This window comes from Ancylobacter vacuolatus (assembly GCF_030813595.1).
Classification (GTDB): Bacteria; Pseudomonadota; Alphaproteobacteria; order Rhizobiales; family Xanthobacteraceae; genus Ancylobacter; species Ancylobacter vacuolatus.
The window spans coordinates 164,444-183,647 of record NZ_JAUSUH010000011.1 but is presented as its reverse complement, the minus strand read 5'-3'; the positions used below and the strand labels follow the sequence as shown (position 1 = coordinate 183,647).

Here is a 19,204-nt window from a genome sequence, read left to right as displayed (position 1 = left end):
GCGCCGCCCGTGACAGGGCGGCGCCTTCCCCTTACCGACGAGGAGGCCGTCATGACCGACGCCGCGCTTTCCTTCGTGCATCGCTTCCAGCCCGCCACAAAGGCGGATGCTCCCCCGCTGCTGCTGCTGCACGGCACCGGCGGCGACGAGAACGACCTGATCCCGCTCGGCGGCATGATCGCGCCGGGCGCGGCCCTGCTGTCCCCGCGCGGAAAAGTGCTGGAAGGCGGGATGCCGCGCTTCTTCCGCCGCCTGCGCGAAGGCGTGTTCGATGAGGACGATGTGCGTGCCCGCGCCTCCGAACTCGCCGGTTTCATCGCCGAGGCCCGCGTGGCCTATGGCCTTGCCGCGCCGATCGCGGTGGGCTTCTCCAACGGCGCCAACATAGCCGCCGCTCTGCTGCTGACGCAGCCGGACGTGCTCGCCGGCGCGGTGCTGATGCGCGCCATGGTGCCGCTGGCTGTTCCGCCCCCTGCCGACCTCGCCGGCCGCCGCGTCCTGCTGCTATCCGGCGCGATGGACCCCATCGTTCCGGAAGAAAACGCCGGGCGCCTTGCGAGCCAGTTGCGCGCTTCGGGGGCGGATCTCGACCACCGCACCCTGCCGGCCGGGCATGGCCTCTCGCAGGCCGACCTGCCCCTCGCCCGCCAGTGGATCGAGGCCCCAGTGCGCGCAGCGGCGTAGCGAGGGCGGAACCGGATGCCTCCGCGCGCATTGCTGCCTTGCTGTGGGTGCTTCACACTCGCGCGAGGCAGCAAGCTGGGCGGCGGAGATTTGGAATGCGTTGGGAGGATTTCCGCCGGAGCGGGAACGTCGAGGACCGGCGTGGGCAGGGTGGCGGATTCGGTGGCGGCGGAATGGGCCGTGGCGGGCTCGGCATTGGCGGGCTGATCATTGTCGGCCTCATCGCCTGGGCCACCGGTATCAACCCGGCGGTGCTTATCGGTGGCGCCGAAATCCTGCTCGGCGATGGCAGCGGCACCAGCCAGCAGACATCACCGCAGCGCCAGGGCGCTCCGGCGCGCCCCCTCAGCGCCGAGGACCAGAAGCTCGGCGACTTCGCTGCCGTGGTGCTGGCACAGACCGAAGATGTGTGGACGCCACTGTTCAAGGGCGAGGGCTCGGCCTATCGCCAGCCGGGCCTGGTGTTGTTTTCCGGCGCCACTCGCTCGGCCTGCGGCTCGGCCGATTCCGCGACCGGCCCGTTCTATTGCCCGCGCGACCAGAAGATCTATCTCGACACGGCCTTCTTCACCGAGCTGAACAAGCGCTTCAAGGCGCCGGGCGATTTTGCCGCCGCCTATGTCATCGCCCATGAGGTCGGCCATCATGTGGAGAACCAGATCGGCCTGCTCGAACAGGTGCAGGCGCGCCAGCGCCAGGCCTCACGCACGGAAGCCAATGCGCTCTCGGTGCGGGTTGAGCTGATGGCCGATTGCCTCGCGGGCGTGTGGGCGCATCATGCCGATGCGCAGTGGCGCATTCTCGAGGACGGCGATATCGAGGAGGCGATGAATGCGGCCGCTGCCATCGGCGACGACCGCCTGCAGAAGCGGCAGCAGGGCTATGTGGTGCCCGACAGTTTCACCCACGGCACCTCTACCCAGCGGGTGAAGTGGTTCAGGCAGGGGCTCGATAAAGGCTCGCTGGCGCAGTGCAACACGTTCAAGGGGGCCATCTGAGGGCCGCCCACCGAGAGGCCGACATGAGTTCCGGTATTGCCTTCGTGCCGCTTTCCATCGCGGTTTTGACCATTTCCGACACCCGCACGCCCGAGGATGATCGTTCCGGCAACACGCTGGTCGAGCGCATCAGTCAGGCCGGCCACGACCTCGCCGCACGCGCGATCGTGCCGGATGATGTCGAGGCGATCCGCGCGCAGGTTTCCGGCTGGATCGCCGATCCGCAGGTGGATGTGGTCATTACCACCGGCGGCACCGGCTTCACCGGCCGCGACGTGACCCCCGAGGCGGTGGAGCCGCTGTTCGAGAAGCGCATGGAAGGCTTCTCGACCGTGTTTCACATGGTGTCCTTCGGCAAGATCGGCACCTCGACCCTGCAGAGCCGCGCCACCGCCGGGGTCGCCAATTCCACTTATGTGTTCTGTCTCCCCGGCTCGCCCGGCGCCTGCCGTGACGGATGGGACGAGATTCTCGTCCGCCAGCTCGACATCCGCCACAAGCCCTGCAATTTCGTCGAGATTCTCCCCCGGCTCGACGAGCACCTCAAGCGCGGCAAGCTGCGCGCGCCCGTCTGATCTCGGCGCCGGGGGGCCCCTACTGAGGGTCAGCCTTCCTCCGGCAGCAAGATCTGCGAGCGCAGCAGCACCAGCCGCTTGCGCCCGACCCGCGCCAGCAGGCGCCGATTGGCGTTCGGACCGGGGGTGTGGCCCCCCAACGCCTCATAGAGACGGCGGTGCAGCAGCAGCCCCTGCTCGGGACGCGGCCGGCCGGTGATGGCATGGCGCATCATCGCCGCCGCCTCCTTCACCCGTGGCGAGACGCCGAAACCGTCCAGCGCCAGCCGGAAGGTGGCGGCCCGCCGTTCATTGGTCCCGGTCCGCTCGACCTGGTCGGTGAAGTTGCGCACCTCGCGCGCCCAGCCTTCCTGCAAGAGGCCAGTCGGTTCCAGGAACAGCAGCCAGGAGGCCCGTGCCGCCGCCGCGCCCTGGCGCAGCCGCGCGCCGTGATCGGCCGGGCCGGCTAGATATTCGCATCCGGCCGCGTCGGCGATCTCGGCGACATCGCCGGACATGGCCGAATCAACCAGCAGCACCTCGCGCACCAGCCCGGCGGCGGCGCCCGGCACGAGCGAGGCGAGGGTCGGAATCAGCCGCTTGGCGCCCGCGCTTGTGGGAATGACGACCGAGATCACGCCGTGGCCACCCTTGATGATCTGGGTCTGGAGAAGGCCGGGGAGGCGCCCCGAGCCTGACGGAGAGAGCGTTTCCTGCCTATCGCACCGTTCTGTGCCCGTACAGCCCGGCTGTCGCAATTCGATCAATGTTCTTGATATGTTCTCAGTGCCGCGTTAGAGAAGAACTCCGCCCGAGAGAATCCGCCATGCACCGCACAACTCCCGATCGGCCCTCCAGCCCGCCCGCGCCCCCCGCCGCTCCCCGGCACTTGGGACGGCTAGCGCAACAGCGCCGCGATGCCCGCGCTCTGGAGCGGGCGGAAGCTGCCCGCGACCGCACCGGCCTGTCGGATATCGATGCGGTACCACCGCCGCCCATGCCCGACTGGATGGTGGAGGAGAATCGCCGGCGCGGACGCGGGGCGCTCTCCAATCCGGCGGGACGCTTCGAGCCGCACAGCCGCGAGCGCTTCGACGATGGCTGGCAGGGGCTGGACGATCTGCCGCCGTTTCGCACCAGCGTGACGGTGGAGAAGCCGCGCACCATCATTAACCGCAACGAATCGCCCGATGTCGGGTTCGATCGCTCGATCAATCCCTATCGCGGCTGCGAGCATGGCTGTGTTTATTGTTTCGCCCGGCCGACCCACGCCTATCAGGGTCTTTCGGCCGGGCTGGACTTCGAGACCAAGCTGTTCGCCAAGCCGGATGCGCCGGAGCTTCTGGCCAAAGAACTCGCCAAGGCCGGCTACGAGCCGCGCACCATCGCGCTCGGCATCAATACCGACGGCTACCAGCCGATCGAGCGGGAGTGGCGTCTGACCCGACGCATCCTCGAAGTGCTGCGCGATTTCGGCCATCCGGTTGGCATCGTCACCAAATCGGCACTGGTGGTGCGCGACCTCGATATTCTCGGCCCTATGGCGGAGAAAGGGCTGGTGAAGGTGGCGCTGTCGATCACCACGCTTGATGCCAAGCTGGCGCGGATCATGGAGCCGCGCGCGGCGACCCCGTTGCGGCGGCTGGACACGCTGCGCCGCCTCTCAGAGGCCGGCGTGCCGACCGCCGTGCTGGTGGCTCCGGTCATCCCCGCCGTGACCGATGCGGAACTGGAGCGCATCCTCGACGCGGCGGTGGCGGCCGGCGCCTCGGAAGCCGGCTATGTCATGCTGCGGGTGCCGCTGGAAATCCGCGACCTTTTCCGCGAATGGCTCCTCACCCATTTCCCCGACCGCTACCGCCATGTGCTTTCCCTGCTGAAGGAACTGCATGGCGGGCGCGAATATGATTCCACCTTCGGCCAGCGGATGACCGGCACCGGCCCCTATGCCTGGACCCTCGCGCGGCGCTTCGAGATCGCCAGCGAGCGGCTCGGCCTGAACCGCCGCCACACCCGTTTGACCACCCGCCATTTCACCCGCCCGCCGCAGAAGGGCGAGCAATTGTCGTTGTTTGGAGAAGGCGCATGAGCGGGGACGGCCGGATGGAAGCAGACGAGGAAAGAGCCGGTCGGACGCGCGGTGCCGCTGCGGGCGAGACGGCCGTGGGGGAGGCAAGCGCGGTGGAGCCGAGGGGCACGACGCGCGCGATGGCGCCGCTGCAGCTCTCGCTAGTGACGCTCGGCGTCGCCGACCTCAGGCGGGCGGTCACCTTCTACGAGGCGCTGGGCCTGGTGCGGCGGGTGAAGGAGGCGACAGGCGCGGCCTTCTTCGATGCCGGAGGCGTGGTGCTCTCGCTTTATCCGCGGGTGGAGCTCGCCGCCGATGCGGGCGTGGTGGCAGGCCGTCCGGGCGCGTTCGGCGGCATCGCGCTGGCCTGCAACCGGGCGAGCCGATCGGAGGTCGACACCACCCTGATCCGCGCCGTGGCAGCCGGCGGGCGCGCGCTGCGCCCGGCGCAGCCGACCTTCTGGGGCGGCTATTCCGGCTATGTCGCCGATCCCGACGGGCACCCCTGGGAGATCGCCCACAATCCCGGCTTTCCCTTCGACGCCGCCGGCCGCATCGTGCTGCCGGACTGACGCTGGCGCCCTCATGGACGGCGGCAGGGTTCGCGTCCAGTGCAGGGTTCCCGGCGCGCGGGAACCCTTGGAAAAGGATGGACGTCAGTTGGCGCCGAGCAGCGGCGCCAGTTCCTTATCCAGTTGCTCCGGGCTCAGCGCGCCCGACACCTTCTTGCCGTTGATGAAGAAGGTCGGGGTGGAATCGATGCCGAATTCGGTGGCGCCGCGCTTGGCGACCTCGTCGATCTGGCCGGCAAGAGCGGTGTCGTTGAGGCAGGCGTTGAACTGCGCCTCGGTCATGCCGCTCTGTTTGGCGATGGCGAGCAGAGCCTGCGCCGGGTTGCTCGAGAAGGCCCAGTTTTTCTGGGTCTCGAACAGCGTGTCGGTCATCGGGTAATATTTGCCCTCGCCGCCGCAGCGCGCCAGCATGAAGGCTGCCTTGGCAACGATGTCGAGCGGGAACTCGCGCAGGATGAAGCGCACCTTGCCGGTGTCGATGTATTTTTCTTTCAGCACCGGATAGGTGGTCTCGTGGAAATGCGCGCAGTGGCCGCAGGTCAGCGAGGCATATTCGACGATGGTGACGGGCGCGTCTGCCTTGCCGAGCACCTGGTCTGGCAGGGCGCCCGGCGCCATCAGCTTCTCGGGGTCGACTGTCTGCGCCTCGGCGCGGCCGACCAGATTGCCGCCCAGCGCCTTGAAGGCGGCAAGCGTGAGGGCGAGGGCGCCTATACCTTCGAGGAAGCGACGGCGGTCGATCATTGTCGGTCTCCAGAAGCAGCCCGGCGTTCCCGCCGGCCTTGAATGCCTGTGTGTTGTGTCCGCGTCTTGCGTCTTGCTCTAGCGCCTACAGCCCGCGCGGCGTCCTGGCAACGGGGCGCCGCCGCCCCGTGCCTCACCGCTGCGTGAAACCCGGTCCATTCCCTCGGCTGCCGTCGCCGCTCGTGCCTCTGACCTTGCCACCCGCCTCGCGCGCCACCAGCGCGCCGAGCCGCGCCAAGGCGGTGGCCAGTGCGTCATCCTCGAACGTGCCGGCGATGGTGGCTATACGCTGCTGGGCGGCGCCGCATTCCGCAGCATCGGGCTCCTTGAAGCGGAAGCGCGGGCGCGGGCGCGGCACAGGCCCCTGCTTCAGCGCCAGCCGGCCGATGCAGCGCCAGCCGAAATAGCGGTTCACCCGGTCGATGACGATCGGCGCGTCGTGCTGCAATTCAATGGCGAAGCCACCCTCGACCCGCACATGCAGCACGCCGGGCTCGCCGCTGTCCGGTCGTGAGGGCCAGGCGAGCTTGATCGGCATCGCGCGGGCCGCCAGCGCCTCGCCGACAATGTCGGCCCAGCGGGTGACGATCTCCACTGACGCGAGGCCGCGCTGGCGGCAGCTCTCGGCGATGGTCGCGTCGATCAGGTCGGCGAGCGGGCGGGGGCGGGAACGGGGGGCCATCATAATCTCGTCTTGCCCGGCGCCGCCGATACGGCCACGGTGCGGGCGTTGTGACTGAGGATCGCATGCCTGCCGCCGCCAATCCAGCCGTCGCCAAACCCGTGCCTGCTCTGCCCGATCCGGGCGCGCTGCTCGCTTGGTATGATCGCCACCAGAGACGCCTGCCCTGGCGTGCGCCGTCGGGTCTGCGCCAGGACCCCTACCGGGTGTTCCTATCGGAAATCATGCTGCAGCAGACCACCGTGGTGACGGTCGCCCCCTATTATGACGCCTTTCTGCGGCGCTGGCCGGACGTAGAGGCGCTGGCTGACGCGCCGCTCGAAGAGGTGCTCTCCGCCTGGGCGGGGCTCGGTTATTATGCCCGCGCCCGCAATCTGCACGCCTGTGCCAAGGCGGTGTGCGAGCGTCATGGCGGGCAGTTTCCGGCTGATGAGGAGGCGCTCCTCGCTTTGCCCGGCATCGGCCCCTATACGGCCGCCGCCATTGCCGCCATCGCCTTCGAGCGTCGCGCCGCGCCGGTGGACGGCAATTGGGAGAGGGTGGTGGCGCGGCTCTTCGCGGTGGCAGATCCGCTCCCTAAAGCGAGGGCCAAGCTTCGGGTGCTGGCGCTCACGTTGCTGCCGCGGGCGCGCTATGGCGATTTCGCCCAGGCGATGATGGACCTTGGCGCCACTATTTGCACGCCGCGCAAGCCCGCCTGCGCCCTGTGCCCGTGGCAGAGCCCCTGTGCTGCCCGCGCCTTGGGCGCGCCGGAGCGCTATCCGGTGAAGGCGGCTAAGGCGGCGCGCCCGACCCGCCAGGGTGTCGCCTTCCTCGCGGTGCGGGCGGATGGCGCCGTGCTGGTGCGCTCGCGTCCCCCCAAGGGGCTGCTCGGCGGGATGAGCGAGGTTCCTTCCACCCCGTGGGAGACCGGCGGCAGCGTCCATCCCGCCATACATGCCCCATTCTCCGCGAGCTGGACGGCGCTCAACGCCACCGTTACCCATGTCTTCAGTCACTTCGCACTGGAATTGCAGTTGTGGCGGGCCGACGTGCCGGCCGATGCGCGGGCCCCGGCCGGGCACCGCTGGGTGCTTCCAGGAGGCTTCGATGCCGAAGCGTTTCCGAGCGTCATGCGCAAGGTGCTGGCCCACGCACAGCCGTTTTTCACCGGCCCCGAATGAACCTTCCGCCGCCTCGCTCGTTATTCCTGCAAGCCGCAACCGAGCGGATCAGAACAGGAGATGACGACCATGGGTAGCACGATGGACAAGGCCAAAGGCATGGGCAACGAGGCCGTCGGCAATGTGAAGCAGGGCGTCGGCAAGATGACCGGCTCCGAGCGTCTTCAGGCCGAAGGCAAGGTGCAGGAAATCAAGGGCGAGGCCCAGCAGGCCAAGGGCGAGATCAAGGAGCAGGTCAAAAAGGCCGGCAACCTCTGACAACCCAGTATCGCCGATGATGAGGCCGCCCTTCTGGGCGGCCTTTTTCATGCTCGGGTGCCGCAGCGAAGGGGAGGCTACTCCGCCGCCATCGCCATTTCCGAGCGCACCACGGCGCGCAGCGTGTCAATCGGCTTCAGCCCCTCGCGCGTGGCGATGTGCCAGTAGGTCCAACCATTGCAGGCCTCCAGCCCCTGTGCGAGGGCGCCGGCGCGGTGGATGGAGCCGATCTGGCCGAGGCCCGGCGCGGTTTCCAGCGACAGCGTGCCGTCCGCCCGCACCATCGCCCGTACCTTCGCCTTGGCGTCGGTGAGCTGCGTGCCGGGGGTTAGCAGGCCGCGCTCAACCAGCGAGTTGAAAGCAATGCGCGGCGCTTCGCGCGCGGTGGGGGCGGGGATGAGCGCGAGATCGGGCAGCGGCTGCACCGCGTCGATCCGGGCCTGGGCCGCGTCGGCATAGGTGGCGTCGCGTTCGATACCGATGAAATGCCGGCCGAGCCGCTTGGCCACCGCCGCCGTGGTGCCCGAGCCAAGGAAGGGGTCGAGAATCACGTCACCGGGCTTGGAGGCCGAAAGGATGACACGGGCCAGCAGAGCCTCCGGCTTCTGCGTCGGGTGGACCTTGTGGCCATCCTCATCCTTCAGCCGCTCATGGCCCGAGCAGATCGGAAACAGCCAGTCGGAGCGCATCTGCACATCCTCATTGGCCGCTTTCAGCGCCTCGTAATTGAAGGTGTATCCCTTCGCCTCGGGCTCGCGGGCCGCCCAGATCAGCGTCTCATGGGCATTTGTGAAGCGCCGGCCGCGGAAGTTCGGCATCGGGTTGGTTTTGCGCCAGACGATGTCGTTGAGGATCCAGAAATCGAGATCCTGCAGCAGCGCGCCGACGCGGAAAATGTTGTGATAGGAGCCGATCACCCACAGTGTGCCGGTGGGCTTGAGCACCCGCCGCACCGCCAGAAGCCAGGCGCGGGTGAAGGCGTCATAGGCCTCGAAACTGTCGAACTTGTCCCAGGCGTCGTCCACCGCGTCGACCCGGCTGTCGTCGGGGCGCTTCAATTCGCCCTGAAGCTGGAGATTATAGGGTGGATCGGCGAAGACGAGGTCGACCGAGGCGGCCGGAAGCCGCGACAGCGCGGCAATGCAATCGCCGCGCACAATGCTGTCGAGGGGGAGGTTGGAGGGCAGGCCAGCGGAACGGGCAATGCCGGATCGGGGAGCCCTCAGGGCCTCCCCGTTGCGAACGACCTTCATGAACGCTCTACCCTACTCGTAACGGACGCAACGGAACTCGTGTATCCACAATCTCCGCCGGACAGGGTAAAGACCGGGTAAAGCGATGCCGCCAAATCTGCATTCATCGAGATCATCGGTGGACCCGCCCGCGAGCCCGTCACGACCGGGCCCGTTCCACTCCACCGCTGGGGGACTGCCGCGTTGGCATGGCGACGGGCTGCTTGCCCGCTCGCTGCGCTTCACCGTCACGGTGATGGCGCCGATGGCGGCAGGCCTGGCGCTGCACCAGAACTACTGGGTCGGCTACGCGCTGCTCACCTGCATTCTCGGCTTCACCCTGGATACGGGGGGCACCGCCCGGCAGCGCGCTGTGCTCTTCGCTACGGCTGGCTTGGTGGTTCTGGCGGGCGCCATGCTCGGTGCCGTCGTGGCCGGCCATCTCTGGCTGACGGCCATCGCGCTGGTGGCTACCGCCGCGCTCTATGCGTTGGTGGAGGCGGTGCATCCTAGCGCCGCCTTTGCCGCGCGTTTCTTCTGCCTCGCCACCGCGATTGCCGCGCTCGACGTGCCCTTCCAGCCGGGTGACGTCGCCGTGGTGGCGGTGTTCGCCGCCTATGCCTGGCTGGTATCGGTGGGGTGGGATCTCGCCACCGGGCTGTGGCGGCCTTCCACCGCGCCGACGCTCGCGGCCATTGCCGCGCATCTGCGCGCAACGCGAGGGGAGCGACTGCTTTTCGCCGGTATCGTGGCGGTGGCGGTGGCCGCTTCTTTTCTCGTGGGACGCCTGCTCGGCCTGCCGCACCCGCACTGGGCGGTGTTCGCGGTGGTGATCGTGCTGCGCGACGACTCCCATTTCAGCCGCCAGATGATGATCGACCTCGCGCTGGGCACGGTGCTCGGGGCGGGGGCGGCCTTTCTCTATGGCGCGCTCATTACCTCGCCGGCGGGGCTGATGGCCGGCCTCGCCCTCGCGGCGCTGGTGCGCTGGCCGGGGCAACGTGTGCACGGCGCGCTCGGCATGGCGGCGATGGCGACGTTCATCATCCTGCTGCTGCAGCTTGTCGGCACGCTGATGGCCGTGCCCATCTACGCCGCCGCCGACCGGGTGGTGGACGTCACGCTGGGCTGCGCCTTCGCACTGGCGGCGCTGGTGATCAATGCGCGCCTGCGCCGGTGGCTCGGATGGCAGACCTGATCGGCCTTCGAGGAGGGGAATGAGCTTGCGAATCGCAACATCTCGTGGATCGAGCCACCCGCACCACTTGAACTTGTGTCCGCCTGGCGGCACCCTAGGGAAATGAAATTCACCCGCCTGCGTCTCACCGGCTTCAAGACCTTTGTCGAGCCGACCGAAATGCTGATCGAGCCCGGTCTCACCGGCATTGTGGGCCCGAATGGCTGCGGCAAGTCGAACCTTGTCGAGGCCATGCGCTGGGTGATGGGCGAAAGCTCCTACAAGGCGATGCGCGCCGAAGGCATGGACGACGTCATCTTCGGCGGCTCGACCACGCGGCCTGCGCGCAACACCGCCGAGGTGGTGCTTGTGGTCGACAATGCCGATCGTTCCGCCCCCGCCATCTTCAACGACGCTGATCTGCTCGAAATCTCCCGCCGCATCGAGCGCGAGGCGGGTTCCTCCTACCGGATCAACGGGCGCGAGGCGCGGGCGCGCGACGTGCAGATCCTGTTCGCCGACGCTTCCTCCGGCTCGCGCTCGCCCTCCATGGTGCGGCAGGGTCAGATCGGCGAGATCGTCGGCGCTAAGCCGACCGCGCGGCGTCGCCTGCTGGAGGAAGCCGCTGGCGTCGCCGGCCTCCATGCCCGCCGGCACGAGGCGGAAATGCGCCTGCGCGCTGCCGAGACCAATCTGACCCGCCTCGAAGACGTCATCGGCCAGATCACCGGCCAGCTCGACGCGCTGCGCCGCCAGTCGCGGCAGGCGGCCCGCTATCGGGTGCTTTCCGCCGACATCCGCAAGGCCGAGGCGGCGCTGCTTTGGCTGCGCTGGCTGGAGGCAGAGGGCGGGCTCGGCGAAGCGAGCCGGGCGCTCGACCTTGCCGTGCGCGAAGTGGCCGCCCGGACCGTGCAGCAGGGCGAGGCCGCGCGTGCTGCAGCCATAGCGGCCCACGGAATCCCCGCCTTGCGCGAAGCCGATGCCGTCGCCGCCGCCACGCTCCAACGCCTTACTTTGGCCCGCGGCGAACTTGACCGTGAGGAAGCCCGCGCCGGCGCTCGCCGCGAGGAGCTTGACCGCCGCCTCGCCCAGCTGGGCGGCGACATGGAGCGCGAGCGGGCGCTGGAGAAGGACGCCGGCGAGATGCTGGAGCGTCTTGCGCAGGAAGCCGAGGATCTGTCTTTCGCCCAGGAGCAGGCCGTCCAACTGGAGGACGAGGCACTGGGGCGCAATGGTGAGGCGGTGGGCCGGCTTGCCGAATCCGAGCGCGCCTTCGCCGAGGCGACCGCGACCAATGCCGAAGCCGCCGCCCGGCGGGGGGCGCTGGAGCGTGCCCTGCGCGAGGCGGGCGAGCGTCTGTCCCGCCTCGACCGTGACGTGGAGCAGCTCTCCGGCCAAAAGCGCCAGCTGGAGGCCAATGTCGATGCCGCTCGGCTCGACGAACGGCGCGAGCGGGCCGAGCTGGCGCAGGAGGCCTTCGTCACCGCCGAAGCGGCGGCGCAGGAGGCGGAGAACGCCCATGCGAGCGCCCGCGCCGCGCTCGACCAGGCTCGCCGCCCGCTGGCCGAGGCCGAGCGGGCCGCCCAGCGGCTGGACACCGAGGCGCGCACGCTTGCCAAGCTGCTCGATGTTGGCACGCCCCGCCGCTGGTCGCCGGTACTGGACTTCATCGAGGTGGCGCGCGGCTTCGAGGCCGCTTTGGGCGCGGCGCTCGGCGACGATCTCGACGCCCCGTCCGACGCCGCCGCGCCGGTGCACTGGTCGCTGGTCGGCCCCCTCGGCGACGCGTCGCTGCCGGAAGGCGCCGAGCCGCTCGCCGCTCATGTCGTGGCGCCCAAGGTGCTGTCCCGCCGGCTCAATCAGATCGGCGTCGTGTCGCGTGCGGACGGCCCGCGACTCGCCGCCCAGCTCAGGAGCGGCCAGCGGCTTGTCTCCCGCGAGGGCGATCTGTGGCGCTGGGATGGCCTTGTCGCGGCCGCAGATGCCCCCACTGCCGCGGCCCGGCGCCTCGCCGAGCGCAACCGTCTTGCCGATGTCGAGGCGCAGCTTGAAGGTGCCCGCGCCGAGGTGGCCCGCCATCGCCGCGATCTGGAGGCCTCGGAGGCCGCCCTGCGCGCCGCCGGCGCCCGCGAGAATGCCGCCCGCGAGGCCCGCCGCGCTAGCCTGCGCGCGATGGAGACCGCGCGTGACGAACTTGCCCGTGCCGAGCGCGCCGCCTCCGAGCAGACCGCCCGCCTCGCCGCCCTCGGTGCCAATCTGGTGCGCCTTCACGAAGATCGCGAAATCGCCGCGATCGCGCTGGAGGAGGCCCGTGCCGACGTTGCCGACCAGCCCCCGCCCGCCGAAGGCGAGGCGCAGCTGGCGGAAGTCCGCGCCCGTGTTGCCATGGACCGCGCCGTGCTGGCGGAAACCCGGGTGAGGGCCGATGCGCTGGTGCGCGAACGCGAGCAACGTGTGCGGCGCCTCTCCACCATCGCCGCCGAGCGGGCCTCCTGGGAAGCGCGGGCCGGCGGGACGGGTGAACGTGTGGCGGCGCTGCAGGCACGCCTCTCCGAAGCTGCCAGCGAACGCGACGATCTTGATGACGCGCCTGTGCGCTTCGCCGCCCGGCGGCGGGCGCTGCTCGACGAAGTCGCCCGCGCGGAGGCCGCGCGCCGCGAGGCGGCCGACCGGCTGGCGAGTGCCGAATCGCTGCAGGTGGAGGGTGACAAGCTCGCCCGCGCCACGCTCGACGCGCTGGCGGCCGCCCGCGAGGAGAGCGCCCGGGCCGAGGCGCGGGTGGAAGCCGCCCGCCAGCGCCGGGAGGATCTGGCGCGCGAAATCGGCGACGTGCTCGACGGGCCGCCCGAGAGCGCGCGCGAGATCGCCGGCTTCACCCCCGAGGCGGAAGTTCCGGTTCTGGCCGAACTCGACCAGCAGCTCGGTCGGCTGAAAGCCGACCGCGAGCGGCTCGGCGCGGTCAATCTGCGCGCCGAAGACGAGTTGATCGAGATCGAGACCCAGCAGAAGGGGCTGACTGGCGAGCGCGATGACCTGACCGAGGCGATCAAGCGGCTGCGCCACGGCATTTACGGCCTCAACCGCGAGGCGCGCGAGCGGTTGCAGGCGAGCTTCAATGTCGTCGACGGGCATTTCCGCCAGCTCTTCAACACGCTGTTCGGAGGCGGCGAGGCGCAGCTGGTGCTGACTGATTCGGACGACCCGCTGGAGGCGGGTCTCGACATCATTGCCAAGCCGCCCGGCAAGAAGCCGCAGTCACTGTCCCTGCTCTCTGGCGGCGAGCAGGCGCTGACGGCCATGGCGCTGATCTTCGCCGTGTTCCTCACCAATCCGGCGCCGATCTGCGTGCTGGACGAAGTGGATGCGCCGCTCGACGATTCCAATGTCGAGCGCTTCTGCAACCTGCTCGACGAGATGCGCCGCCTCACCGAGACCCGCTTCGTCACCATCACCCACAACCCGATCACCATGAGCCGGATGAACCGCTTGTTCGGTGTCACCATGGCCGAGCGTGGCGTGTCGAAGCTGGTCTCGGTCGATCTCGCCGCCGCTGAGCGCTTTCTTGAGGCGAGCTGACGGGCGCGGCTTCTGTCATGCTGGGCGGCCTTAGGGCGTCCGGCACCACGCTCTGCCGCGCCCCGCGTGTGGGCCAGCGCGCCTCATAAGGCGCGATGCTGGCATGCCAAAAACATCTCGGACCCCTTCCCTTGGTGCAGGATGCGATCGAAACGCCTGCGACAGAGCGTCCTGACTTTGCTTTTATCTAGGTATTACAGTCACTTAAAAGATGTGTTCACATCCTTGACACCCCTAGGGGCGAACACTATGGTGCGCCCGTCTTCGGGGTCGGGAAATCCTTCTCCGGTCAGGCTTGAGTGCGAATGATGGGCGACCGAAAAAACACGGACGACCATGGCGGCTCAGCCCGTCCGGACCCGTCCGAGGCTGAACTCTCCGGCCGACTTCGCGGTCTTGGCAGTGCGCTGGACAAGGTGCAGGCCGAGCGGCAAGCCGAACAGAAGGCGTCCGCCACTCAGGATCGGACGTCGTCTTCAGCCGGCATGACGCTGGCGTTTCGGCTGGGTGCCGAATTCGTCGCGGGCGTGCTGGTCGGTGCCGGCCTTGGCTGGGCCATCGATCGTTTTCTCGGCATCGCGCCGTGGGGGATGATCGTCTTCATGCTGCTGGGCTTTGGCGCGGGCATCGTGAACATGATGCGCGCGGCGGGGGAAACCGGCCGCAAGAGCCCGCCGAAGGGCGGGGCGTGACGAATTTCGGCGCCGGCCTCGCGGTGGGTGCCAGATAAACGGACGGTGCCGCTCCGGCGGTGCTTGAGATGGGGACGGGCGCCGACGGCGCCGCGTGTTGAGGGCAGCGACCGACGATGGCCAGCGGCAGTGTGATCGACCCGATCCATCAGTTCCAGATCATCAAGATCGTGGAATTGGGGCAGCCTGGCGGCGTCGAGCTCGCCTTCACCAATTCTGCCGCCTTCATGTTCGGCATTGTGGCGCTGGTGTTCTTCTTCCTCACCTTTGCCACCCGTGGCCGCACGCTGGTTCCCGGGCGCCTGCAGTCGCTGGCCGAACTTTCCTACGAGTTTGTGGCTTCGACGGTGCGCGGCTCGGCGGGCAATGAGGGGATGAAGTTCTTCCCCCTCGTCTTCTCGCTCTTCATCTTCGTGCTGACCGCCAACATGGTGGGCATGATCCCCTATGCCTTCACCGTCACCAGCCATCTGATCGTCACTGCCGCGCTGGCGCTGCTCGTCATCCTGACGGTCATCATCTACGGCTTCGTGCGCCACGGCACCCACTTCCTGCACCTGTTCGTTCCCTCGGGCGTGCCGGCTTTCCTGCTGCCCTTCATGGTCGTGATTGAGGTCATCTCGTTCCTCTCGCGTCCCATCAGCCTCTCGCTGCGTCTCTTCGCCAACATGCTGGCCGGCCATATCGCCATGAAGGTGTTCGCCGGCTTCATCGTGATGATGACGGCTTCGGGCGTCGTCGGCTGGTTCGGCGCGGTGCTGCCGCTGTTCATGGTGGTGGCGCTGACGGCTCTCGAATTCCTGGTCGCCGCCCTGCAGGCCTATGTGTTTGCGGTGCTGACCTGCATCTATCTCAACGACGCGCTGCACCCCGGTCACTGACCCGCGCGTCGCGGGAACCTCATCCAGCCATCCAACCAATCTGACTATTCCAACAGGAGAAGATCATGGAAGCGGAAGCCGCCAAGTTCCTCGGCGCCGGTCTCGCCACGCTCGGCATGGGCCTCGCCGCCATCGGCGTCGGTACCATCTTCGGCAACTTCCTCGCGGGCGCCCTGCGCAACCCGTCGGCGGCCGATGGCCAGTTCGCCCGCGCCTTCATCGGCGCGGCGCTTGCCGAAGGTCTGGGCATCTTCTCGCTCGTCGTCGCCCTCGTCCTCCTCTTCGTGGTCTGATGTCTCACCCTGCCGCGCGGGCTCCAGGCGGGCCTGCGCGGCAGGGATGAATCGACATCAGCAGTGATTGAGGAAGCCTAAACCCATGTCCGAGCCCCACGGTCCGGCCGGTATCATAGTCGCCCAGGCGTCGCCCGGCAGCTTGCCGGCCGCAAGCGGTGTGGAGATTGCCGTGCCCGCAGCAGAAGCTCACGGTAGCAACTTCCCTCCCTTCGATGTTCACACTTTTCCCTCGCAGCTCCTCTGGCTGGTGATCGCCTTCGCCGCGCTCTACCTGCTGATGAGCCGCGTGGCTCTGCCGCGCATCGCCACCATCCTTGAAGAACGGCATGACCGAATTGCCGACGACATCGAGGAAGCGGGCAAGCTGAAGGCGGAGAGCGAGGCGGCGGCCGAGGCTTACGAAAAGGCCCTCGCCAGCGCCCGCACCAAGGCCCATGGCATCGCCACCGAGACGCGCGACACGCTAGCGGCGGAAGCCGAGACGCGCCGCAAGTCGCTGGAGGCCGATCTGAACGTCAAGCTGGCAGCGGCCGAAGTGCAGATCGCTGCCACCAAGACAGCGGCTATGGCCAATGTACGCGGCATCGCCGTCGAGGCGGCTAGCGCCATCGTCAACACGCTGATCGGCACCACGCCCACGTCGGGCGCGGTCGAAGAGGCGGTAGATACCGCCATCAAGGGCTGAGGAGCGCACCATGGGTAGTGATACTTTCTGGGTCGCCGTCGCCTTCGTGATCTTCTTCCTCCTGCTCGCCCGGGCAGGGGCCTTTTCGGGCATCCTGTCCAAGCTCGACGCGCGCGGCGACCGCATCCGGCACGAGTTGGAAGAGGCGCGCCGACTGAAGGAAGAGGCGCAGAAGCTCGTCGCCGAGTACAAGCGGCGCCAGCGGGAGGCCGAGGAAGAGGCCGAGGCGATCATCACCACCGCCAAGGCTGAGGCCGAGCGTCTTGCCGCCGAAACCAAGCAGAAGCTGGAGGACCTCATCGTCCGCCGCACCAAGATGGCCGAGCAGAAGATCGCCCAGGCCGAGGCGCAGGCGCTCGCCGAAGTGAAGGCCGCTGCCGCCGACGCGGCGGTGAAGGCTTCCGAGCTTCTTCTGACCACCCAGCTTGTCGGCAGCGCCGCCGATCGGGTGCTCGATGCGGCCGTGGCCGAGGTAACTTCGAAGCTCAACTAAGCCGCTTGCCCGCTGCGGCAACTGCTGTTGATTCGAGAAAACGAAAAGCCCGGTCGAGAGACCGGGCTTTTGTCATATGTATCGCGCTGCGTTCTCGGGGGGGCCCGTTCTTAGCGGCTGACCAGAGCCACCCCGCCAGTCGAGAGGTCATAGATTCCCCCCACGATCTTGACCTTGCCGGCCGCGACCGCCGTTGCAACGATTGACGGCCCGTTCGCAAGCCGCTCCATGGAGTAGACCACGTTCTGCCGGATGGCTGCGGCGACCGGATCGGCCGGGTTGCCTGCGAGAGCGGCGCGGACCGGGATGCTGAGCTGATCCGTCAGCGCCGACAGATGGCCAGGAAGCGCCGTATGGTTCTGCTCGACCCCGACGGCGGCCGTGAGCGCGCCGCAGCTGGAATGGCCGAGCACGACGATCACCGGGACGCCGAGGTGATCGACCGCGTACTCCATGCTGGCCAGCCCTTCCACGTCGACGAAATTACCGGCAACGCGAACCGTGAACAGTCGGCCGGGTGCCTGATCGAACACATATTCCGGCGCCACCCGCGAATCGGCGCAGGCAAGGACGATCGCGAGCGGATGCTGGCCCTTGGCGAGGGCAGCCCTGTTGGCGAGGAAGTCGGTGCAGGTCTGCACGCCACGGACGTGGCGGGTATTGCCAGCCACCAGTTCGTTCATCACATGATCGGGGGTTGGCGCGGGCTCGGCGCTCGCTGTGGCAGCCGCCCGGCCCGCCCAGAACAGGGCGCCGGCGGAAAGGGTGGCGGATGTCGCGCCGCGCAGGAGCGACCGGCGCGACAATGCGACACGGGTGATGCAATCTTGGCACATGAGGGAGACGGTCCTTGGCAACGGCGCGTCCCCGGCCGGGGACAGGCACGACTGACGGGTTTTACGGACGGCGGTGCCAATCCGGTCCCATCGGGCCGCACCGCCGAAGCGGCAATGTTGCCGGGGGAAGCTGCCCTCAGGCTGACGTCGCGTGCCGACCCACCGCCTCAACTGGTCCAGCGGCGAGGACGGTAGAAGGTGTGCTCGCCGATGCGGTCGAGCTTGCGCATCTCGCGGATCCAGTTCGGGCGTACCGAACGCGCGTGGTAATGCGTCGCCCGACCGACCTTTTCGTCCCAGACATGCCCCTCCAGCATGTCAGCGGCAATCTCCTTCGCCTGATTCCACAGTTCCGGCTCGGTGACCACGTCGCGGACATTGTCGCAGGCGAAGGTGAACTGGCAGGCAAGCCGGCGGTGTGCGTTCTGGTAAACGGCGCGGCAGATGTCGGCGGGGTAATAGCCGGAGAAGACGCGGTTCATCACCACCTGCGCCACGGCCACCTGTCCGCGCCGGGGCTCGCCCCGGCTCTCGAAATAGACCGCTTCGGCGAGGCATTTTTCCGCCCGCTCGCGCCGCTTGCCGGCGAGGCCCAGACGCTCGGCCGGCGAGGGACCGTCCGTGACGCGCCGGGAGTCGGCCTCGGCCTTCTGCGCTTCCGTGGTGCCGCTGTCGCCGCCCGGCAGGGCGCTCATGTGCATGAAAGGCTGCGGCGGAAGGGCCGTCTCGTCCAGCCCGAAGATGAAGGCGCTCTGGCGATAGAGCGGTAGGGAGGGGTCGGAGTCGAATGTCGGGGCGGGCCCGGCCTGGGTGCCATCCAATGCCGCGGCCAGCGCGCCATTGCCGGGTACGCGGATCTCGGTGTCGTCGCCATCGAGGCTCGCGCCCTCCGGCTCCAACTGGGCGGGATCGCCGGTCGGGTCGCCGGCCGCTATGGCGTAAAGGCCGTCCGTTTGCGCGGCGGCAAGTTCGGCGTCGTCTTCTTCTTCCAGCGGATCGGTCCCGGTGCCGAAGAAGCCGGCTGCCTGTGTGCCGATGCCGGCGTCCGTGGTGAGAAGGGGGGTGGCACTGGCGATCGTCCCGGTGCCAGCACCGGCTAGGCTGGCGGGCGTGGCCACGCCGGAGACGGCGAGCGGATCCGCATCGAGCGGCGCTACCGGGGTGAGCGCCAGCCGGTCCGCCTTGCTGGCGCGGTTGATGTCGACAGCCAGGGCGGCCAGCGGCGGGACGGTGATTTCGGAAGGGGCCAGCAGGGCGGAACGGGAGGGCCAGGCGAATGTGGAGGCCTTCAGCAGATGCACCGGCCCGCCGAGGATGGAGATGCGGGCGCGTTCGGCGACGCCGGGCTGGCCGGCCAGCCGGCTCCGCACGTCCTGCAGGCCGATGGTCGAGGAGCAGACGAAAAAGAGCGCGAGCGCAGCGGCGCCGGTCCTGCCCATATTCCGAACGCGCGTGGAATTTCGCATGTTCACCCGACGCCCACGTATCATCACGCAACTGAACCCGCCACGCGTGCCCGCTTCGCCACAGGCAAGGGCGAGCGCATCTGGCCCTGTAGTTGTCGCGCATTAACCTTGCCCGAGCGTTAATGCCGCAGCGGCAGGTGGATGGCG

20 protein-coding genes are annotated in these 19,204 nt (G+C 68.5%); 14 read left to right on the top strand and 6 right to left on the bottom strand.

Annotated features, from left to right (window positions below; translation table 11 throughout):
- Nucleotides 1-51: 51 nt before the first annotated feature.
- The 3 genes from J2S76_RS20065 to moaB all read left to right on the top strand — a co-directional run bounded on the left by J2S76_RS20065 (nucleotide 52) and on the right by moaB (nucleotide 2,257).
- On the top strand, nucleotides 52-684 hold the full coding sequence (locus J2S76_RS20065; RefSeq protein ID WP_307063393.1) for an alpha/beta hydrolase: 633 nt from the start codon (nucleotides 52-54) through the stop codon (nucleotides 682-684).
- A gap of 95 nt (nucleotides 685-779) precedes the next feature.
- Entirely contained in the window at nucleotides 780-1,682 is a 903-nt protein-coding gene (gene ypfJ, locus J2S76_RS20060) for a KPN_02809 family neutral zinc metallopeptidase (protein ID WP_307063391.1), read from the top strand.
- Between the two features lie 23 nt (nucleotides 1,683-1,705).
- Nucleotides 1,706-2,257, top strand: a complete 552-nt coding sequence (moaB, locus tag J2S76_RS20055; protein WP_307063389.1) for a molybdenum cofactor biosynthesis protein B — start codon at nucleotides 1,706-1,708, stop codon at nucleotides 2,255-2,257.
- Between the two features lie 29 nt (nucleotides 2,258-2,286).
- On the opposite strand, the gene J2S76_RS20050 is transcribed toward moaB, so the two are convergent.
- Nucleotides 2,287-2,874 (bottom strand): glycosyltransferase family protein, encoded by a 588-nt coding sequence (locus J2S76_RS20050; RefSeq protein ID WP_307063387.1) that lies wholly within the window; start codon nucleotides 2,872-2,874, stop codon nucleotides 2,287-2,289.
- Between the two features lie 359 nt (nucleotides 2,875-3,233).
- Between J2S76_RS20050 and J2S76_RS20045 the strand changes: the two genes are divergently transcribed.
- Both J2S76_RS20045 and J2S76_RS20040 read left to right on the top strand, forming a co-directional pair.
- On the top strand, nucleotides 3,234-4,325 hold the full coding sequence (locus tag J2S76_RS20045) for a PA0069 family radical SAM protein (protein ID WP_307063462.1): 1,092 nt from the start codon (nucleotides 3,234-3,236) through the stop codon (nucleotides 4,323-4,325).
- Nucleotides 4,322-4,876: a VOC family protein gene (locus J2S76_RS20040; RefSeq protein ID WP_307063386.1), complete on the top strand. Its 555-nt coding sequence runs from the start codon at nucleotides 4,322-4,324 to the stop codon at nucleotides 4,874-4,876. The genes J2S76_RS20045 and J2S76_RS20040 overlap by 4 nt, the downstream gene beginning before the upstream one ends.
- Nucleotides 4,877-4,960: 84 nt before the next feature.
- Here J2S76_RS20040 and J2S76_RS20035 read toward each other — a convergent pair whose 3' ends face one another.
- Together J2S76_RS20035 and J2S76_RS20030 are read right to left on the bottom strand one after the other, a co-directional pair.
- Complete coding sequence (locus J2S76_RS20035; protein WP_307063384.1) at nucleotides 4,961-5,620, bottom strand: DsbA family protein; 660 nt, start codon at nucleotides 5,618-5,620, stop codon at nucleotides 4,961-4,963.
- A 133-nt stretch (nucleotides 5,621-5,753) separates the two neighbouring features.
- On the bottom strand, nucleotides 5,754-6,302 hold the full coding sequence (locus tag J2S76_RS20030) for a DUF721 domain-containing protein (RefSeq protein WP_307063382.1): 549 nt from the start codon (nucleotides 6,300-6,302) through the stop codon (nucleotides 5,754-5,756).
- Between the two features lie 65 nt (nucleotides 6,303-6,367).
- On the opposite strand from J2S76_RS20030, the gene mutY reads away from it, so the two are divergent.
- Complete coding sequence (gene mutY, locus J2S76_RS20025; RefSeq protein WP_307063380.1) at nucleotides 6,368-7,465, top strand: A/G-specific adenine glycosylase; 1,098 nt, start codon at nucleotides 6,368-6,370, stop codon at nucleotides 7,463-7,465.
- A gap of 69 nt (nucleotides 7,466-7,534) precedes the next feature.
- Nucleotides 7,535-7,723, top strand: coding sequence for a CsbD family protein (locus J2S76_RS20020; RefSeq protein ID WP_307063379.1), 189 nt, complete (start codon nucleotides 7,535-7,537; stop codon nucleotides 7,721-7,723).
- Nucleotides 7,724-7,800: 77 nt separating this feature from the next.
- Here the strand turns inward: J2S76_RS20020 and J2S76_RS20015 are convergent, their stop codons facing one another.
- Nucleotides 7,801-8,976, bottom strand: coding sequence for a site-specific DNA-methyltransferase (locus J2S76_RS20015; protein WP_307063377.1), 1,176 nt, complete (start codon nucleotides 8,974-8,976; stop codon nucleotides 7,801-7,803).
- Between the two features lie 118 nt (nucleotides 8,977-9,094).
- Here J2S76_RS20015 and J2S76_RS20010 point away from each other — a divergent pair, with 118 nt between their 5' ends.
- The 7 genes from J2S76_RS20010 to J2S76_RS19980 all read left to right on the top strand — a co-directional run bounded on the left by J2S76_RS20010 (nucleotide 9,095) and on the right by J2S76_RS19980 (nucleotide 16,755).
- Nucleotides 9,095-10,153, top strand: coding sequence for an FUSC family protein (locus J2S76_RS20010; protein ID WP_307063375.1), 1,059 nt, complete (start codon nucleotides 9,095-9,097; stop codon nucleotides 10,151-10,153).
- A gap of 102 nt (nucleotides 10,154-10,255) precedes the next feature.
- Nucleotides 10,256-13,708, top strand: a complete 3,453-nt coding sequence (gene smc, locus J2S76_RS20005) for a chromosome segregation protein SMC (RefSeq protein ID WP_307063373.1) — start codon at nucleotides 10,256-10,258, stop codon at nucleotides 13,706-13,708.
- A 308-nt stretch (nucleotides 13,709-14,016) separates the two neighbouring features.
- Nucleotides 14,017-14,400: an AtpZ/AtpI family protein gene (locus tag J2S76_RS20000; protein WP_370874799.1), complete on the top strand. Its 384-nt coding sequence runs from the start codon at nucleotides 14,017-14,019 to the stop codon at nucleotides 14,398-14,400.
- 131 nt (nucleotides 14,401-14,531) lie between these two features.
- Complete coding sequence (locus J2S76_RS19995) at nucleotides 14,532-15,281, top strand: F0F1 ATP synthase subunit A (RefSeq protein ID WP_026221270.1); 750 nt, start codon at nucleotides 14,532-14,534, stop codon at nucleotides 15,279-15,281.
- A gap of 65 nt (nucleotides 15,282-15,346) precedes the next feature.
- Nucleotides 15,347-15,574, top strand: a complete 228-nt coding sequence (locus tag J2S76_RS19990) for a F0F1 ATP synthase subunit C (protein ID WP_018389010.1) — start codon at nucleotides 15,347-15,349, stop codon at nucleotides 15,572-15,574.
- An 85-nt stretch (nucleotides 15,575-15,659) separates the two neighbouring features.
- Nucleotides 15,660-16,262 (top strand): F0F1 ATP synthase subunit B, encoded by a 603-nt coding sequence (locus J2S76_RS19985; RefSeq protein ID WP_370874798.1) that lies wholly within the window; start codon nucleotides 15,660-15,662, stop codon nucleotides 16,260-16,262.
- A gap of 10 nt (nucleotides 16,263-16,272) precedes the next feature.
- The gene (locus J2S76_RS19980) at nucleotides 16,273-16,755 is read left to right on the top strand and encodes a F0F1 ATP synthase subunit B family protein (RefSeq protein WP_018389012.1); all 483 of its coding nucleotides are present in this window, start codon (nucleotides 16,273-16,275) and stop codon (nucleotides 16,753-16,755) included.
- Nucleotides 16,756-16,865: 110 nt separating this feature from the next.
- Here J2S76_RS19980 and J2S76_RS19975 read toward each other — a convergent pair whose 3' ends face one another.
- Nucleotides 16,866-17,438 (bottom strand): carbonic anhydrase, encoded by a 573-nt coding sequence (locus J2S76_RS19975; protein ID WP_307063361.1) that lies wholly within the window; start codon nucleotides 17,436-17,438, stop codon nucleotides 16,866-16,868.
- 320 nt (nucleotides 17,439-17,758) lie between these two features.
- Nucleotides 17,759-19,030 carry a cell wall hydrolase gene (locus J2S76_RS19970; protein WP_307063359.1) on the bottom strand — a complete coding sequence of 424 codons (1,272 nt, stop codon included), beginning with the start codon at nucleotides 19,028-19,030 and terminating at the stop codon, nucleotides 17,759-17,761.
- Between the last annotated feature and the right edge of the window lie 174 nt (nucleotides 19,031-19,204).

Coding starts and splice junctions, on each gene's coding strand:
- J2S76_RS20065 (WP_307063393.1), top strand. CDS start 52: ATGACCGACGCCGCGCTTTCCTTCGTGCATCGCTTCCAGCCCGCCACA.
- ypfJ (WP_307063391.1), top strand. CDS start 780: ATGCGTTGGGAGGATTTCCGCCGGAGCGGGAACGTCGAGGACCGGCGT.
- moaB (WP_307063389.1), top strand. CDS start 1,706: ATGAGTTCCGGTATTGCCTTCGTGCCGCTTTCCATCGCGGTTTTGACC.
- J2S76_RS20045 (WP_307063462.1), top strand. CDS start 3,234: ATGCCCGACTGGATGGTGGAGGAGAATCGCCGGCGCGGACGCGGGGCG.
- J2S76_RS20040 (WP_307063386.1), top strand. CDS start 4,322: ATGAGCGGGGACGGCCGGATGGAAGCAGACGAGGAAAGAGCCGGTCGG.
- J2S76_RS20035 (WP_307063384.1), bottom strand. CDS start 5,620: ATGATCGACCGCCGTCGCTTCCTCGAAGGTATAGGCGCCCTCGCCCTC.
- J2S76_RS20030 (WP_307063382.1), bottom strand. CDS start 6,302: ATGGCCCCCCGTTCCCGCCCCCGCCCGCTCGCCGACCTGATCGACGCG.
- mutY (WP_307063380.1), top strand. CDS start 6,368: ATGCCTGCCGCCGCCAATCCAGCCGTCGCCAAACCCGTGCCTGCTCTG.
- J2S76_RS20020 (WP_307063379.1), top strand. CDS start 7,535: ATGGGTAGCACGATGGACAAGGCCAAAGGCATGGGCAACGAGGCCGTC.
- J2S76_RS20015 (WP_307063377.1), bottom strand. CDS start 8,976: ATGAAGGTCGTTCGCAACGGGGAGGCCCTGAGGGCTCCCCGATCCGGC.
- smc (WP_307063373.1), top strand. CDS start 10,256: ATGAAATTCACCCGCCTGCGTCTCACCGGCTTCAAGACCTTTGTCGAG.
- J2S76_RS20000 (WP_370874799.1), top strand. CDS start 14,017: ATGGGCGACCGAAAAAACACGGACGACCATGGCGGCTCAGCCCGTCCG.
- J2S76_RS19990 (WP_018389010.1), top strand. CDS start 15,347: ATGGAAGCGGAAGCCGCCAAGTTCCTCGGCGCCGGTCTCGCCACGCTC.
- J2S76_RS19985 (WP_370874798.1), top strand. CDS start 15,660: ATGTCCGAGCCCCACGGTCCGGCCGGTATCATAGTCGCCCAGGCGTCG.
- J2S76_RS19980 (WP_018389012.1), top strand. CDS start 16,273: ATGGGTAGTGATACTTTCTGGGTCGCCGTCGCCTTCGTGATCTTCTTC.
- J2S76_RS19975 (WP_307063361.1), bottom strand. CDS start 17,438: ATGAACGAACTGGTGGCTGGCAATACCCGCCACGTCCGTGGCGTGCAG.
- J2S76_RS19970 (WP_307063359.1), bottom strand. CDS start 19,030: ATGGGCAGGACCGGCGCCGCTGCGCTCGCGCTCTTTTTCGTCTGCTCC.